Below are 14,963 nucleotides of genomic sequence, written 5' to 3' on the forward strand. Positions count from 1 at the left end.
GGCCACACGCCGGTCCGCCGCGCCGCCGCGTTGTTGGAGGTACACGTGCCCATAGCCCAGAACCCGTTGTCCGTCGAGGTGACGCTGCCCCGGGAGGATGTCGCGCTGCTCAAGGTGGAGGGGTACCTGGACGTCGACACGGCGACCGAGTTCCAGCACCATCTGGCCAACCAACTCCACCACGGCCGCAGGCACTTCCTGCTGGATCTGTCGGCGGTCCCGTTCATGGACTCGTCCGGCATGAACATCATCCTGCGGGTCTACCAGGAGGCCCGTGAGCTGCCGGGCAGCGTGCACATCATCTCGCCGGCCCCGGCGGTGCTGCGCGTCCTGGACCTGACGGGGGTGAGCATCACGGTGCCGGTCTCGGAGAGCCTCGACGAGGCCCTCGCCCGTGTGGACGCCCAGCCGGAGGGTCCGCGGGTGCCCGACGCCTGAGCCGCCGCACGCCCGCGTCCCGCCCCGTGCCGGTCGTGCGGAAGCGGGTGACGCGCCAGGTCGGCGGGTGGTTAGAGTTGTCGACCGGCTTGGGTCACGCCGCCGGCACACCGTCCCGGTCGGGGTGGGGTGCGGCGCAACGCGGATGAGGAGTGGGACAGGTGCCGGAACAGGCGGAGGGAACGGCGGGAGCGCCGACGCGCGAGGTCAGGGACTTTCTGCGGCGCCACCGTGAGCAGATCGCCCAGCGATGGGCGGACGAGCCCTTGTTCCGGGCGGTGTTCACCGTCTCGCGCGACGAGGCGGTCGAGGCGGGCAAGGCCGTCGTGGACGCGCTGGCCCAAGTCGCGGACGCGGCGCGGGTCGAGGACCCGGACGCCGCCGGATTCACGGCGGTGCGCGAGCAGTTGGCCCGGATGGGCGCGGCCCGCTCGCGCGCCGGGCTGAGCACCGCACAGGTGTCGAGCGAGCTGGCCGCGCTGCGTCCGCCCGTCGAGAACCTGCTGGTGGCCGCCCTGCCCGAGCAGTACCCGGCGGAACACGTCCGGGACTGTGTCACCGCGCTGAACGTCCTGATGGGCACCCTGCGGGTCGTGGTGATGCAGACGGCGCTCAGCGAGGGGCAGGCGCTCATCGACCGCCAGCGGCTGCAACTGCTGGAGGTGGCCACGCCGGTCATCAAGCTGTGGGACGGCATCGTGGCCGTGCCGCTGATCGGCACACTGGACAGCGCGCGCAGCCAGGTGGTGATGGAGACCCTGCTGGAGTCCATCGTGGAGCAGCAGGCGCGCTACGCGATCCTGGACATCACCGGCGTGCCGACCGTCGACTCGCTGGTGGCGCAGCACCTGATGAAGACGGTCGCGGCGGCCCGGCTCATGGGCGCCGAGTGCATCGTCTCCGGCATCCGGCCCGCGATCGCGCAGACGATGGTCCACCTCGGCCTGGATCTGGGCACGGTGGTGACCCGGGCGAGCCTCGCCGACGCGCTGGGGTACGTGCTGCACCAGCTCGGGGTCGGCATCGTGACGCCCGGCACGAACGGTGCGGTCGCGCGGTGAGCCAGGCGTTTCCCGGGCCCCACGGGGCTCCGGTGACAGGGCATGTACCGGTGCTCCGGCTCGGTGAGGTCCTGCTGGTCACCCTTCAGGGGGATCTGCACGACAGCACGGCGCAGCAGCTCCAGGAGGATCTCGCCGAGACCATCGTGCGCAGCGGCGCCACCGGCGTGATCATCGACGTCTCCGGCGTGGAGATCGTCGACTCGTTCCTCGGCCGGGTCCTGGCCGAGATCGCCGGACAGACCGGTCTGCTGGCGGCGCGGACCGTGCTGGTCGGGATGCGGCCCGCGGTGGCCATCACCCTGGTGGAGCTGGGGCTGACGCTGCCGGGCGTGCACACCGCGCTCAGTACCGAGGTGGCCCTGGAGCTCCTCAGGCAGCAGGCCCCGTCGTCCCGCTTCGGCGGCCTGCGCCAGGAGAGTCAGTGATGCACACCGCCGCGGGCTCCCAGGCCCGCCTGCCGATCCGTTCGGACATGGATCTGGTATGGGTGCGACAGCATGTGCGCCAGGCCGCCGCCCAGCTCGGCTTCGGGCTGGTGGACCAGACCAAGCTGGTCACGGCGGCCAGTGAGCTGGCCCGCAACACGCTCGTGTACGGCGGTGGCGGCACCATGGAGACGGAGTCGCTCGTGGAGGGGACCACGCACGGGCTGCGGCTGACCTTCAGCGACCAGGGGCCCGGCATCCCGGACGTGGAGCAGGCGCTCAGCGACGGGTTCACGTCCGGCGACGGCCTCGGCATGGGGCTGGGCGGCGCGCGGCGCCTGGTGCACGAGTTCGCCATCGAGAGCGCCCCGGGCTCCGGAACGACCGTGCGGGTGGCGTCCTGGGTGGGCCGGCCGCCACGCCCGCGTGAGGAGTCCTGATGCCCCGCGTGTGGGACGTCCCGGTGCACGACTCGACCCGGGTGCGGGACGCCCGGGTGGCCGCCGAGCACGCGGCGGCCCTGGCCGGTCTCGACGAGCAGCGGACGTCGGCGGCGGCGCTGGTGGCGACCGAGCTGGCCACCAACCTGCTCAAGCACGCGGGGGGCGGCCGGGTCGTCGTCGACGTGGTCGCCCCTGCCGTCCTCACGGCCGACGGGGAGCCGAGGCCGCGTGTGCAGGTCGCGACGCTCGACCACGGCCCGGGGATCGCCGACGTGTCCGCCGCGCTGCGCGACGGTTTCACCACCACGGGCTCCCTCGGTGCGGGCCTGGGCACCTGCGCGCGCGTCGCCGACGACTTCGACCTGCACAGCGTCCCCGGCCGGGGCACGGTGGTGGTCGCCCGGGTCGGCGTGTCCGAGACCCGCGCCGCCGATCCCGGTCCGGCGGCGCGGTTGCGGGCCGGCGCGGTGAACGTCCCGTTCGGCGGTGCGGAGTACTCGGGCGACGCCTGGGCCTGGGTGCGGGACGGCGACCTCGTCACCCTGATGCTGGCCGACGGTCTGGGCCACGGCCCGGAGGCCGCCCGTGCCTCGACCGCCGCCGTGGAGGCACTGCGCGCCTCGGCCCACCTGCCGCCCGGCGAGGCGGTGCGGCGACTGGACCGGGCGCTGTCCGGCACCCGCGGCGCCGCGGTAGCGGTGGCCCAGGTCGACACACGTGCCTCGGTGCTCCGGTTCACCGGCGTCGGCAACATCGGGGCGCGGCTGTGCGAGGGCGGCACCTGGCGGCACCTGGTGTCGCGGCCCGGCATCGTCGGCACCCACCGGCCCAGCACGCTGCGCGAGGAGGAGACGGCCTGGGCGGACGACCGGGTGCTGGTCCTGCACAGCGACGGTCTGCCGAGCCGGTGGTCGCCGACGTCCGACACCTGCCGCACCACGACCGACCCGGCGGTGACCGCCGCCGTCACGATCCGTGACGCCAGCAGCTCGGCGCGGCCCGTGCGGGACGACACCGCCGTCGCCGTGCTGGCCCCGACCCCGCCGGATGGCCCATGACCCGTACCTGGCAGATCAGCGACGTCACCGACGCGGCGGCGGCACGCATCGCCGCCGCACGTCTGGCGACGGCCTTCGGAGTGCCGCCCGTGGAACGCGCGCGGCTGACGGCCTTGCTCGGCGCACAGCTGCGGCTGTGCCTGACCAAGGGCGGCACCTGGCGGCTCGCCCTGGAGACGGGCACGGTCTCCCGCGCCGCTCCACAGACCGCGGAGCGTGTGCTGCACGCCGTGGTGACGCCGTCGCCCGAGGCCGCTGCCGCCGGTCAGCCGCCGTGGCGGGTGACGGTGCCGTGCCCCGAGGCGGCGGCGGACGTCGGCACCGACGCCGGCGCCGTGGCGGACGACCCGGCGCAGCTGGCTCAGGCCCTGCTGGGTGCCGACGAGGACACGGCGCTGGTGCTGGAGCGGCTCACCGAGCAGGAGGGCCTGGTCGACTTCCACCGGGAGGAGCTCCAGCAGACCAACCAGGGCGTGGTGGCGCTGCACGCCGAACTGGACGCCGCCGGGCGGGCCCAGCGCGAGGCGTTCGCCGCCGAGCGCAAGGCGCGTACGGAGGCGGAGCACGCCCGGCGCAGGCTGACGTTCCTCGCGGACGCGAGCGCGGTGCTGACGGCGTCGCTCGACCATCACGAGATCGTGCGCAGGCTGCCGGAGCTGCTGGTGCCGGAGTACGCGGCCGGTGTGGACATCTGGCTGTTCGACCAGGACGGCGACCGGCCGGGCCCCGCCCACGCGGCCGCCGCGGTGATCGCCGCCCGCACCGGTCGCCCGCAGTACGCCGCCGCGCACCCCGGCGGGCTGCCCGGCGTCGACGACCAGCCGCCCTCGGCGCTGGCCCCGGACCGGCCCCTGCTGTGCATTCCGCTGCCGACGCGGCAGGCTCCGCTGGGCGTGGTGACCCTGTCCCCGCCCGGGGAGCGCTGGGACCCGGACGACGCCGTGATGCTGGTGGAGCTGACCCGGCGGGCCAGCATCGCGATCGACCACGCCCAGCGCTACCAGCACAACCGCGACATCGCGGAGACGCTTCAGCGGGCCCTGCTGACGGAGCTGCCGGCCCCGCCCGGGCTCGCCCTGGCCGCGCGCTATCTGCCGGCCACCCACGGGCTGAACATCGGCGGCGACTGGTACGACGCCTTCCGGCAGCCCGACGGCGGGGTCATCGCCGTGGTCGGGGACGTCACCGGGCACGGGCTGCGGGCGGCCGTGATGATGAGCCAGCTGCGCACCGCCCTGCGCGCGTACGCGGTCGACGGGGGCAGCCCCGGGCAGCTGCTGACCCGGCTGCACACCTTCCTGCACCATCTGCAGCCCGACCTGTTCGCCACCGCGGTCATCGCACGCTTCCACCCCGACGACCCGACGGTGACGTGGGCGGCCGCAGGCCATCCGCCGCCGGTGCTGCGTACCCCGGACGGGAGGGTTCGCACCCTGGACGCCAAACCCGGTGCGATGCTCGGCATCCCGATGCGCCAGGAGATCGCGGACCACAAGGTGCCGATGGCGCCCGGTTCGACGCTGGCGCTGTACACGGACGGTCTGGTGGAGCGCCGCGCCCGCGGCATAGACCCGGGCATCGCGCGGCTGACGGACGCGCTCGGGTCGTTCGGTGCGGCGGAGCTGGACACGGACCTGGAGGGCTCGGCCGACGGGATCCTGCATCCGATGCTCAGCGACTCCGAACGGGACGACGACGTGTGTCTGCTCCTGTGTCACCTGCGCGGTACGGGCTGATCTCCCGGAAAAGTTCCAGGCGGTTCGCTCCCGCCCGGTGCGCTGCGGGCCCGGGCGGGGCATGGTGGTGATCAGGACGTGTCGCCTGCCTGCCGCACCCGGCTGGCCGAAGCGGTGCGGGCACGGTGGCATGGACGAGGTGCGAAGCGGCGATCCACGGGCAGGCGAATGGCGTTCGCGGCAGACCGCCCCGGAGCCGCAGAAAGGGATGAACACCGTGACACGACCCAGGATCCTGGTGGTCGGCGCAGGTTTCGCCGGCGTGGAGTGCGTCCGTCGCCTGGAGCGGCGGCTCTCCCCCGACGAGGCCGACGTCACCCTGGTGACGCCGTTCTCCTACCAGCTCTATCTGCCGCTGCTGCCGCACGTCGCCGCCGGGGTGCTCACCCCCCAGTCGATCGCGCTCTCCCTGCGCCGCAGCAGCCGCTACCGGACCCGCATCATCCCGGGCGGCGCCATCGGGGTGGACCTCGAGGCGAAGGTCTGCGTGGTGCGCACCATCACCGACCGGATCGTCAACGAGCCCTACGACTACATCGTGCTGGCGCCCGGCAGCATCACCCGCACCTTCGACATCCCGGGGCTCACCGACAACGCGTTCGGCATGAAGACCCTGGCGGAGGCCGCGTACATCCGCGACCACGTCATCTCCCAGCTGGACCTCGCCGACGCCAGCCAGGACCCCGTGGAGCGGGCCTCCCGGCTGCAGTTCGTGGTGGTGGGCGGCGGTTACGCGGGCACCGAGACCGCGGCGTGCCTCCAGCGGCTGACGCACGCGGCCGTCAAGCGCTACACCCGGCTGGACCCGGCCCTGATCAAGTGGCACCTGATCGACATCGCGCCGAAGCTGATGCCGGAGCTGGGCGAGAAGCTCGGCCGCGACGCGCAGCAGATCCTGACGCGGCGCGGCATCGACATCTCCCTGGGCGTGTCCATCGCCAAGGCGGCGCCCGAGGAGGTCACCTTCACGGACGGCCGGGTGGTGCCCACCCGCACGCTGATCTGGACCGCGGGCGTGGTGGCGAGCCCGCTGATCGCGACGCTGGGCGCGGAGACGGTCAAGGGGCGGCTCGCGGTCACCGCCGAGATGTGCCTGCCGAACCACGACGGGGTGTTCGCGCTGGGCGACTCCGCGGCCGTGCCCGACCTCGCCAAGGGCCAGGAGGGTGCCGTCTGCCCGCCCACCGCCCAGCACGCGATGCGCCAGGGGCGGCACGTCGCCGAGAACCTCATCGCCACCCTGCGCAACCAGCCGATGCGGCCGTACGTCCACAAGGACCTGGGCCTCGTCGTCGACCTCGGCGGCACCGACGCGGTCTCCAAGCCGCTCGGGGTCGAGCTGACGGGCCTGCCCGCGCAGGCGGTGGCCCGCGGCTACCACTGGTCGGCGCTGCGCACGGGCGTGGCCAAGGCCCGGGTGGCGGCCAACTGGGCGCTCAACGCGGTCGCCGGCGACGATTTCGTCCGCACCGGTTTCCAGGCCCGCAAGCCCGCGAAGCTGAAGGACTTCGAGTACACCGACGCGTATCTGACACCGGAACAGGTGCGGGAGCGGGTCGCGGAGGCGGACCGGGCGAAGCCGTGACGCCCGCCCGCCCCCACCTCCCGTGACGGACCGGGGCATGACATGCTGAGAAGTGGATCTCGGCGTGAACCGGCCGGGACATGGCTGGAACCGGCTGTGAGGGCCGGCTGTGAATCGGGAGAGTGTACGGCGGCGTGAAGGCAGCGGGACGCTCGGCGCGGACACGGCTGCGCGACCGCGTCGCCGCGTCCGACCCGGGTCTGTTGCGGCTGACGGCGGGTTTGCGGACGGTGGGCGCCATCGCGCTGACGCTGGGCGTGCTCGCCGTGTTCGGCGTGGACGTCAAGCATCTGGTCGCGGGCGCCATGGCGGCGATGGTCGCGACGTTCGCCATCCGGGAGAAGGAACCGGGCCCGCAGGCGGTCACACTGGCGCTGGGGCTGCCCGTCGCCCTGGCCTCGGTCTCCCTGAGCACGCTGCTCACCTCCCTGGTCGTCGTCGGCGATGCCTTCTTCGTCGTCCTGATCTTCTGCGCGGTCTTCGTCCGCCGGTTCGGCGACCGGGGCACCGCGCTCGGGCTGATCGGCTTCCAGGTCTACTTCGTGTCGCTGTTCGTCGGCGCGAAGGTGTCGGGGCTGCCGGGGCTGTGGGCCGCCGTCGCCGTGGCGTTCGCGTCCAGCGCGGTGGTGCGTTTCGGGGTGGTCCCGGCGACGCCGGCGCGCATCCTGGGTCTGCTGCGGCAGGCCTTCCGGGCCAGGCTGGCACAGCTGATCGCCACCCAGATCGAGTTGCTGGACGCCGGTCCCGACGACATCGACAAGACGCTGGAGCGCCTGCGCGAGGGCACCGCGCGCCTGCACGAGACGGCCCTGATGATCCAGTCCCGGCTGGACGAGGGCACGCCCGACGCGTCCACGGCACGCCTGGTGCAGCGGCGCATCGCGGACGCCGAGATCGCCGCCGAGCGCCTCGGTCTGCTGCTGCTGACCGCGCGCAGCGCCGAGCGGGCCGACACCCTCACGCTGCATCTGCCGGGCGCGCCCGCTCCCGCGGTGGGCCACTCACCCGCGCCCGGCGAGGCCACGGAGCTGCTGCGCCGCGATCTCACGGCGCTGCGCACCCTGGTGCTGCGGCCGCCCGCGGAGGCGCGCGGCACGGCCCTGTCCCACCTGCGCAACCGGCTGCTCGGCTACCGCGACGAGGAGAACCTGCCCGAGGCGACCGCGGCCGTCCAGGACGTGTTCCGCGGCATCGGGGAGACGGCGCGAGCGGTCATGGGCCTCAGGATCGCGCTGGACGGTCCGCAGGACGAATCCGACGACTCACCGGCCACCGCCCGTTCCCGGGAGGAGCTGGACGCCGAGGACGCGGCCATCGACGCCGGCGAGGAGGCGGCCGAGGAGGAGGAGCAGACCGGGCTTCGGCGGCCCACCACACGCGCCGCGGTGCAGGTGGCCGTGGGGTCCTCGCTGGCCATCGTCGGCGGGGAGTTCCTGTCCTCGCAGCGCTGGTACTGGGCGGTGCTGACCTGCTGGATCGTCTTCATCAACACCGCTTCGACCGGCGAGATCCTGGTCAAGGGCTACCGCCGGCTGCTCGGCACCGTGCTGGGCGTGGTGGCGGGCATCGTGCTGGCCGGCCTGGTCGGCAACCACACCTGGACCGCGTTCGGGCTGGTGCTGGTGCTGATCTTCGCGATGTTCTACACGGCGCCGCTGTCCTACACGCTGATGTCGTTCTTCGTCACCGCGATGCTCGGACTGCTGTACACGCTGCTGCACACCTACAGCCTGTCGGTGCTGCTGCTGCGCATCGAGGAGACGGCGCTCGGCGCGGCCTGCGGGATCGTGGCGGCGGCGCTGGTGCTGCCGATACGGACCGACCGGCGGACCAACGACCTCCTCGGCACGGTGCTGGAGCGGCTCACCGACGTCACGGAGGGCGCCGTCGACCAGCTCAGCGGCGGACCCGCGGCGGACCTGCTGGACACCGCGCGGGAGCTGGACCAGGCGCTGGGCGACCTGCGGGCCGCCACCCAGCCGCTGACCCATCCGATCACGCCGCTGCGGGCCCGGCGGGACACGGCCCAGTACGTGGTGGCGCTGCTGGAGACCTGTGCCTATCACGCCCGGTCGCTGGCGGCGACGGCCGAGCTGCTGCCCACCCATCCGTCGATCGCGGCCGACCCGCGGCTGCGCGGCGCGGTGCGGCGCACGGTGCGCAACATCGAGGCGATCGCCGCCCACGTCACGGACGAGAACGCCGGGACGCAGGTGGAGACCGGGCCGAGCATCGCCTCGCTGCTGGAACCGGACGCCGCCGGAGTACCGCGGTACGGCCGCATCACGGGCCGGGTGCTGCGGCACCTGGAGCGGCTGGACGAGGCGGTGGTCGGCCTCGCCCGGCCGCTGGGCGTGTCCGTCAGGGCGCCGCAGCGGTGACGGCCCCGCCCGGGTGGTGAGGGTCAGAAGTCGCTGGGCAGACCGCTCGCCTCGGCGATGCCGCGCAGCTCCTCGTTCTGCTGGTGGCGTTCCTTGAGGTAGTCGGCGATCTCGCCGAGTCGTTCGGGGTCGGAGGCGGTGGCCGCGTCGGTGACGACCCGGACCGGGCCGGTCTCGTCGGTGCTGATCTCGACGACCTCGTTGTCGAGGCGTCCGGTGACGGCGGTGGCGATGACCAGTGCGGCCTCGTCCCGGATCTCCTGGGGCAGCGCCTCGGTGCTGTCCCCGTCCAGCGAGAAGTCGATGGTCGGCATCTGCTGCTCGTCGATCGCCTGGAGGACCGGTTCCACCACGCTGAGCAGCAGCTGGTAGTCGTCGCTGGCCATGCGCACGCGCAGCAGGTCGAGGTAGACGTCCACGGGACGTCCGTCCGGCGGAGGAATCTCGTGTTCGTTCATTCGCCCCGTGTTCCCCGTGCCGGGAGGCTCAGACCCTCCGCCTACGGGCGAGGACGAACGAGAAGACGCCGAACAGCACCAGCCCCGCGGCGACCAGTGCCAGGAACCAGGGCCCGAGCGGGGTGCCGGCGAAGGAACGGAGGGTGTCGTCCAGTCCCTTCGCCCGGTCGGGTTCGTAGGCGACGGCGGCCCGTACGGCGAAGGCGCCCGCCGCGGCGAACACGATGCCGCGGGCCGTCCCGCCGCCGACGCCGGTGACGTCGACCAGCAGCCGGGCCCGGGGGCTCAGTCCACCGAGCTTCATCTTCTTGCGATAGGTGCGGCGCAGCGCCTGTACGCCGATCACCACCCCGGCGACGACGATCGCGACACCCGCGGCGCCCACGAGCCACCGGCCGGCGGGCATCTCCATCACCCTGGCCGTGACGTCCCGGGACTGCCGGTCGCTGGAGCCGCCGCCGCCCGCTCCGGCCGCGAAGGCCAGGACGGAGTAGGCGACGAACGCGTAGAAGACGCAGCGGGCCGCGGCGGGCAGGCGCTTCCTCGCCGTGTGCCCGTCCTTGCCGGTGACTCCGAAGGCCGCCTCGGACAGTCTCCACAGGGCCATTCCGACGAGTCCGGCGCCGAGCGCCCACAGCAGCACCGCGCCGAAGGGCCGGTCCGACAGCTCGGCCAGGGCGCCGCCCCGGTCCGCCTGCCGGTCCCCGCCGCCGAAGGCGATCTGCAGGGCGAGGGTGCCGACCAGCACGTAGATGACCCCGCGTGCGGCCAGTCCCGCCCGGGCCGCCCCCTCGGCCGCCGATCCGTTCGCCGCCCGCCGGGCGCGGCCTCGCCCCGTACGTGCCAGGTCGCCCGCGGCGCCTGCGTTCATGTGGTCCCCTCCCCGACTCCGCACCCGGTGGTGCCGTCCTCAGCCCGGCCGTTTCCCGTCTCAGTCCGCCACGCCCGCGTGTGCGGCGCCGGGCACGGGCTCCGGCGCGTCCGCGAGGTGGCGCCGGGCCGTCTCCAGGGCCCGCCGTACGTCACGCGTGCCGGTCGACACGCACAGCGTGTAGGCCAGGTCCCGGGTCCGCGGGCCCGGTTCGCCCGTCGCGTCGGCGGGCTCGTTCACCGCGGCGGCCTCGTACTCCGCGAGGAGTCTGCGCAGCACCGCGGGGTGTGGCATCAGCATCCGTCCCGTCCCCTCCCTGTCCCTCCCTGTGGCCCCCGCGTCCGCCATCAGGTCCGCGCCGGGTGGCCGGGACGGGCCGTGCGCTGCCCCATCGCCTCGTCGCGGACGCGGGCGCAACTGCGGCTAATGAGCCGCGAGACGTGCATCTGCGAGATGCCCAGGCAGTCGGCGATCCGGCTCTGCGTCATGTCCTCGAAGAAGCGCATGTAGAGGATGGCGCGCTCGCGTTCGGGCAGCCTGCGCAGGCCCTCCTTGGCGGACTCGCGGTCGATCACCGTGTCGTACGAGGTGTCGGCGGCGCCGAGGGTGTCCGCGAGGCTGTAGCCGTCGTCGCCCGCCGACAGTTCGGCGTCCAGCGAGAGGGTGCTGAAGCTCTCCAGCGCCTCCATACCGGCGCCGACCTCGTCCTCGCTCAGCCCGGTGTGGGCGGCGAGCGCGGCCACCGAGGGTTCGGGACTGCCCGGGCTCTGGGCGAGTTCCCGGCGGGCGACGCGCACCTTGTTGCGCAGTTCCTGGACCCGGCGGGGCACCCTCAGGGCCCACATCCGGTCGCGGAAGTGGCGCTTGACCTCGCCGGTGATGGTGGGCACGGCGTAGCTCTCGAAGGCCCCGCGCTCCGGGTCGAAGCGGTCGATGGCCTTGACCAGGCCGAGCGCCGCGACCTGGCGGAGGTCCTCGATGGACTCCCCGCGGTCCCGGAACCGCCCCGCGATGCGGTGGGCCATGGGCAGCCACGCCGTGACGAGTTCGTCGCGGACGGCGTCGCGTTCGGGTCCGTCCGCCAGCCCCGCCAGCCGGCCGAAGAGGACCATGGTGTCGGGGGCGTCGTCGTGGCGGCGGCGGGCGGAGGCGGTCGAGGGGTGGGCGGGCTGGGTGGGCTGGGGGGTACCGGGACGGATGGTGGGCGTTTCTATGAGCATGCGGATCCGCTCCTGAACGGTGGTCTCAGGGACTTTCCGCGGGAACGGCGCTGTCCGGGTCGTCCCCTGCACAGCCGGGGCACCGAAGCAGCCCTACCGCTCCCGCTGCTGCGCCTCCGGTCCGAAGCACGAATCTGCGACTGCCCCCGGCCCGGTGGAACAAACTCCGCTTTTCGAAAAGTCATCAGGACAGCGGAACGACCACCGTGATGCACTTGCCGCCGGAGGGAAGATCTGCCACCCGCACCTCGCGGGCCAGCCGGCAGACGATCGGCCAGCCCCGGCCGCCGAGGCGTCGTCGGCCCCGGTCGTCCGTGGACGGCACCGCCACCGGCAGGTCGTGGCTGCGGTCGCACACCGAGAGGCGCACGCCCGGTCCCACGACGTCGACCTGGAAGTCGGTGATGCCGCCGCCGTGCAGGATGGCGTTGGTGGTCAGCTCCGAGGCGACGAGCACGGCGTCCGACACGGCGCCCGCGTCGCACGACGCCCGGCGCCCGGCGCCGCGGCACTCGGTGACGGCGCGTTCGACCGCCGCGCGCGCGTCGGCGGGCCGGCACGGCCGGTACCGGCGGCCGGTGTCCCTGCCGCGCTGCTCGACGACGGGTTGAGTCGTGTCCCTGTCACGCATCGGTCAGCTCCCTGGTCGGTCGGACGGTCCGGTCCGGCTCTGCGCTCGCCGTGCGGCCCGTCACCTTCGGCTGACCTCTGCCGGTGGGGGCAAACCTCCGGTCCTCCGTGCGGCCCAAGGGCCATCCGGGCGCCCTGCGGGGGTAGGCGGAGTACATGACCGATGTTGTGGACGCGGACGAACTACTGCGCCGGATGCACCGCGCGAGGACCTGCGCGCTGGAGGAGGGGCGGAGCTGGCGGGCACGCAGCGAGGCGCTGCGGTCGACCGACCCGGAGGGAGCCCGGGAGGCCGCCGTACGGACGGTGGCGTACGAGGCGGTGCTGCGGGTGCTGGACGAGGTGTTGACTCCGGGCCGGAACGCGGACCGGCGGTCCCCGGCGGATTGACGCGGCGCCGGACGGGAAACCGGGTCGGCATGACAGTCGACCACCACCGCGCACCCGTCCTGGAAGCCCTCGTCGAATACCGCCGTGCGGGACGGCTGTCGTTCACACCGCCCGGGCACAAGCAGGCGCGCGGGGCGGACCCCGCGGTGCGCGAGGTGCTGGGTGACGCCGTGTTCCACGGGGACGTGCTGGCGACGGCCGGACTCGACGACCGGCTCACCCGCGGACGGGTGCTCCAGCGCGCCCAGGAACTGATGGCGGACGCCGTCCACGCCGATCACACGTTCTTCTCGACGTGCGGCAGTTCCCTGTCGGTGAAGGCGGCGATGCTGGCGGTGGCGGGTCCGCACGAGAAGCTGCTGATCGGCCGGGACGCCCACAAGTCGGTGGTCTCGGGGCTGATCCTGTCCGGCATCGAGCCGGTGTGGGTGGAACCGCGCTGGGACGCGGAACGGCATCTGGCCCATCCGCCGTCGGCCGAGTCGTTCGAGGAGGCGTTCACGGCCCATCCCGACGCCAAGGGCGCCCTGGTCACCAGCCCGACGCCGTACGGTGCGAGCGCGGACCTGAGGGCCGTCGCCGAGGTCTGCCACCGGCGCTCGCTGCCGCTGATCGTCGACGAGGCGTGGGGGGCGCATCTGCCCTTCCACCCGGATCTGCCGTCCTGGGCGATGGACGCGGGCGCCGACATCTGCGTGACCAGCATCCACAAGATGGGCAGCGGTCTCGAACAGGGCTCGGTGTTCCACCTGCGCGGCGACCTGGTACCGCCCAAGCTGCTCGGCATGCGCGCCGACCTGCTGAGCACCACCAGCCCGTCGGTGCTGATCTTCGCCGGTCTCGACGGCTGGCGCCGCCAGATGGCGCTCGGCGGACAGGAGCTGATGGGCGGCGCGCTGGAGCTGGCGGCCGGAGTCCGGGCGGCCGTCGAGGAGATCGACGGCATGCACGTCAACGATCGCGAGGACTTCTGCGGTCCGGGACTGGCCCACGGTTTCGATCCGCTGCCGGTCGTCATCGACCTCGACGGGCTGGGCGTCTCGGGCTTCCGGGCGGCGGACTGGCTGCGGGAGCACCGCGGTGTGATCGCCCACCTCACCGACCACCGCCGCATCGGCGCGCAGATCACCCACGGCGACGACCGGGGGACCGCCGGCGAGCTGCTCACCGCCCTCAAGGACCTCGCCCGGGCCGCCCCGGGCCTGAAGTCCGCTCCGCGCGTCGAGGTGCCGTCGCCGGCCGGGCTGCGGATGCCTCAGGTCTGCCTGCCCCGGGACGCGTTCTTCGGCCCCACCGAGGACGTGCCCCTGGACCGGGCGGCCGGCCGGGTCGCGGCGGAGATGATCACTCCGTATCCGCCCGGCATTCCGGCCGTGCTGCCGGGCGAGCGGCTGTCCGAGCCGGTTCTGCGCTATCTGCGCAGCGGCCTGGAGGCCGGGATGTACCTCCCGGACCCGACCGATCCGGCACTGGAGACGGTCAGGGTCGTCGCGGAGGCCGGCGAGTGAAACGGGTCACGTGTCCCGGTGCCGGTTTCGCGGAACGCACAGAGATGGTTTAGCGTTCATCCATACGTGGCGACGGAGTCGATCGAAATGTCCTCCGCGGCCACCGCTTACGGCCCTGGCCGGCCTCCCCCGTCCGGCCAGGGCTTTTTCACGCCCTCGCACCCCCGTCCCCGGTTCCGGCACGGAATCCGTACGGGATCCCGCCGTCCGCCGAGGTGCTCAGCGCGGCGACAGAGACTGAAATGGGCATAGGGAAAGCCCCGGAACCGAATCGCCGGCGAGGAGCCCCGTGCCATGACCAAAGCGATCAAACTGCTGAACGCCCTCCCCCTCCCCCAGCGCGCGCGGCTGATGGAGCTGGCCCAGGAGGTCTCCTTCCCGGAGGACGACCGGATCTTCGAGGCGGGAGGCCGGGCGGACCGCTTCTGGGTCATCCGCTCCGGCGCGGTCTCCCTGACCCAGCAGGTGACGTCCTTGCAGCGGGTCACGGTCGCCAGTCTCGGCGTGGGTGACCTGCTCGGCTGGTCCTGGCTGTTCCCGCCCTACGAGTGGGACTTCGGCGCCGAGGCGTTCAGCCCGGTGCGCGCCTACGAGTTCGACGCGGCCGCGGTGCTCGACCTGTGCGAGCGGGACCCGCAGCTGGGCATCGTGCTGGTGCGGTCGGTCGCGGAGATCCTCGCGCACCGGCTGGAGTCCACCAGGGGCCGGCTCATGGAGCACTACGCCCTGCACGGGCGCGGCTCCCTGTGAGCCGCC

The 14,963-nt window shown here is 73.4% G+C and carries 16 protein-coding genes; 11 read left to right on the forward strand and 5 right to left on the reverse strand.

All coding sequences use genetic code 11. The annotated features are described in order from the left end of the window. The first annotated feature begins 45 nt into the window (after positions 1 to 45). The 8 genes from ACFYZ3_RS36065 to ACFYZ3_RS36100 all read left to right on the forward strand — a co-directional run bounded on the left by ACFYZ3_RS36065 (position 46) and on the right by ACFYZ3_RS36100 (position 9,130). Positions 46 to 438, forward strand: coding sequence for an STAS domain-containing protein (locus tag ACFYZ3_RS36065; protein ID WP_361014715.1), 393 nt, complete (start codon positions 46 to 48; stop codon positions 436 to 438). Positions 439 to 599: 161 nt separating this feature from the next. Next, complete coding sequence (locus ACFYZ3_RS36070; protein WP_388526958.1) at positions 600 to 1,499, forward strand: STAS domain-containing protein; 900 nt, start codon at positions 600 to 602, stop codon at positions 1,497 to 1,499. Beyond that, entirely contained in the window at positions 1,496 to 1,927 is a 432-nt protein-coding gene (locus ACFYZ3_RS36075; RefSeq protein ID WP_361014712.1) for an STAS domain-containing protein, read from the forward strand. The genes ACFYZ3_RS36070 and ACFYZ3_RS36075 overlap by 4 nt, the downstream gene beginning before the upstream one ends. After that, positions 1,927 to 2,367 carry an anti-sigma regulatory factor gene (locus ACFYZ3_RS36080; protein WP_361014711.1) on the forward strand — a complete coding sequence of 147 codons (441 nt, stop codon included), beginning with the start codon at positions 1,927 to 1,929 and terminating at the stop codon, positions 2,365 to 2,367. The genes ACFYZ3_RS36075 and ACFYZ3_RS36080 overlap by 1 nt, the downstream gene beginning before the upstream one ends. After that, the gene (locus ACFYZ3_RS36085; protein WP_361014709.1) at positions 2,367 to 3,428 is read left to right on the forward strand and encodes an ATP-binding SpoIIE family protein phosphatase; all 1,062 of its coding nucleotides are present in this window, start codon (positions 2,367 to 2,369) and stop codon (positions 3,426 to 3,428) included. Before ACFYZ3_RS36080 ends, ACFYZ3_RS36085 begins: the two co-directional genes overlap by 1 nt. Further along, positions 3,425 to 5,164 (forward strand): PP2C family protein-serine/threonine phosphatase, encoded by a 1,740-nt coding sequence (locus ACFYZ3_RS36090; RefSeq protein WP_388526963.1) that lies wholly within the window; start codon positions 3,425 to 3,427, stop codon positions 5,162 to 5,164. The genes ACFYZ3_RS36085 and ACFYZ3_RS36090 overlap by 4 nt, the downstream gene beginning before the upstream one ends. 208 nt (positions 5,165 to 5,372) lie before the next feature. Next, on the forward strand, positions 5,373 to 6,749 hold the full coding sequence (locus tag ACFYZ3_RS36095; RefSeq protein ID WP_388526966.1) for an NAD(P)/FAD-dependent oxidoreductase: 1,377 nt from the start codon (positions 5,373 to 5,375) through the stop codon (positions 6,747 to 6,749). A gap of 134 nt (positions 6,750 to 6,883) precedes the next feature. Then, positions 6,884 to 9,130 (forward strand): FUSC family protein, encoded by a 2,247-nt coding sequence (locus ACFYZ3_RS36100; RefSeq protein WP_388526969.1) that lies wholly within the window; start codon positions 6,884 to 6,886, stop codon positions 9,128 to 9,130. Between the two features lie 23 nt (positions 9,131 to 9,153). Here the strand turns inward: ACFYZ3_RS36100 and ACFYZ3_RS36105 are convergent, their stop codons facing one another. The 5 genes from ACFYZ3_RS36105 to ACFYZ3_RS36125 all read right to left on the reverse strand — a co-directional run bounded on the left by ACFYZ3_RS36105 (position 9,154) and on the right by ACFYZ3_RS36125 (position 12,310). Then, a complete protein-coding gene (locus ACFYZ3_RS36105; RefSeq protein ID WP_087811174.1) occupies positions 9,154 to 9,588 on the reverse strand; it encodes a hypothetical protein in 435 nt (144 codons plus the stop codon). Between the two features lie 28 nt (positions 9,589 to 9,616). Continuing rightward, entirely contained in the window at positions 9,617 to 10,459 is an 843-nt protein-coding gene (locus ACFYZ3_RS36110; protein ID WP_388526972.1) for a DUF1206 domain-containing protein, read from the reverse strand. A gap of 60 nt (positions 10,460 to 10,519) precedes the next feature. Continuing rightward, positions 10,520 to 10,759 carry a DUF5133 domain-containing protein gene (locus ACFYZ3_RS36115; RefSeq protein ID WP_388526975.1) on the reverse strand — a complete coding sequence of 80 codons (240 nt, stop codon included), beginning with the start codon at positions 10,757 to 10,759 and terminating at the stop codon, positions 10,520 to 10,522. Between the two features lie 47 nt (positions 10,760 to 10,806). After that, on the reverse strand, positions 10,807 to 11,679 hold the full coding sequence (locus ACFYZ3_RS36120; protein ID WP_388526978.1) for a SigB/SigF/SigG family RNA polymerase sigma factor: 873 nt from the start codon (positions 11,677 to 11,679) through the stop codon (positions 10,807 to 10,809). Positions 11,680 to 11,863: 184 nt separating this feature from the next. Beyond that, a complete protein-coding gene (locus ACFYZ3_RS36125; RefSeq protein WP_388526981.1) occupies positions 11,864 to 12,310 on the reverse strand; it encodes an ATP-binding protein in 447 nt (148 codons plus the stop codon). A gap of 155 nt (positions 12,311 to 12,465) precedes the next feature. Between ACFYZ3_RS36125 and ACFYZ3_RS36130 the strand changes: the two genes are divergently transcribed. The 3 genes from ACFYZ3_RS36130 to ACFYZ3_RS36140 all read left to right on the forward strand — a co-directional run bounded on the left by ACFYZ3_RS36130 (position 12,466) and on the right by ACFYZ3_RS36140 (position 14,957). Continuing rightward, the gene (locus ACFYZ3_RS36130) at positions 12,466 to 12,699 is read left to right on the forward strand and encodes a hypothetical protein (protein ID WP_121713935.1); all 234 of its coding nucleotides are present in this window, start codon (positions 12,466 to 12,468) and stop codon (positions 12,697 to 12,699) included. A gap of 29 nt (positions 12,700 to 12,728) precedes the next feature. Further along, positions 12,729 to 14,207, forward strand: coding sequence for an aminotransferase class I/II-fold pyridoxal phosphate-dependent enzyme (locus ACFYZ3_RS36135; protein WP_388526984.1), 1,479 nt, complete (start codon positions 12,729 to 12,731; stop codon positions 14,205 to 14,207). Positions 14,208 to 14,501: 294 nt separating this feature from the next. Continuing rightward, the gene (locus tag ACFYZ3_RS36140; RefSeq protein ID WP_388526987.1) at positions 14,502 to 14,957 is read left to right on the forward strand and encodes a cyclic nucleotide-binding domain-containing protein; all 456 of its coding nucleotides are present in this window, start codon (positions 14,502 to 14,504) and stop codon (positions 14,955 to 14,957) included. Positions 14,958 to 14,963: the final 6 nt, after the last annotated feature.

It is taken from the genome of Streptomyces sp. NPDC001599 (assembly GCF_042893535.1).
Classification (GTDB): domain Bacteria; phylum Actinomycetota; class Actinomycetes; order Streptomycetales; family Streptomycetaceae; genus Streptomyces.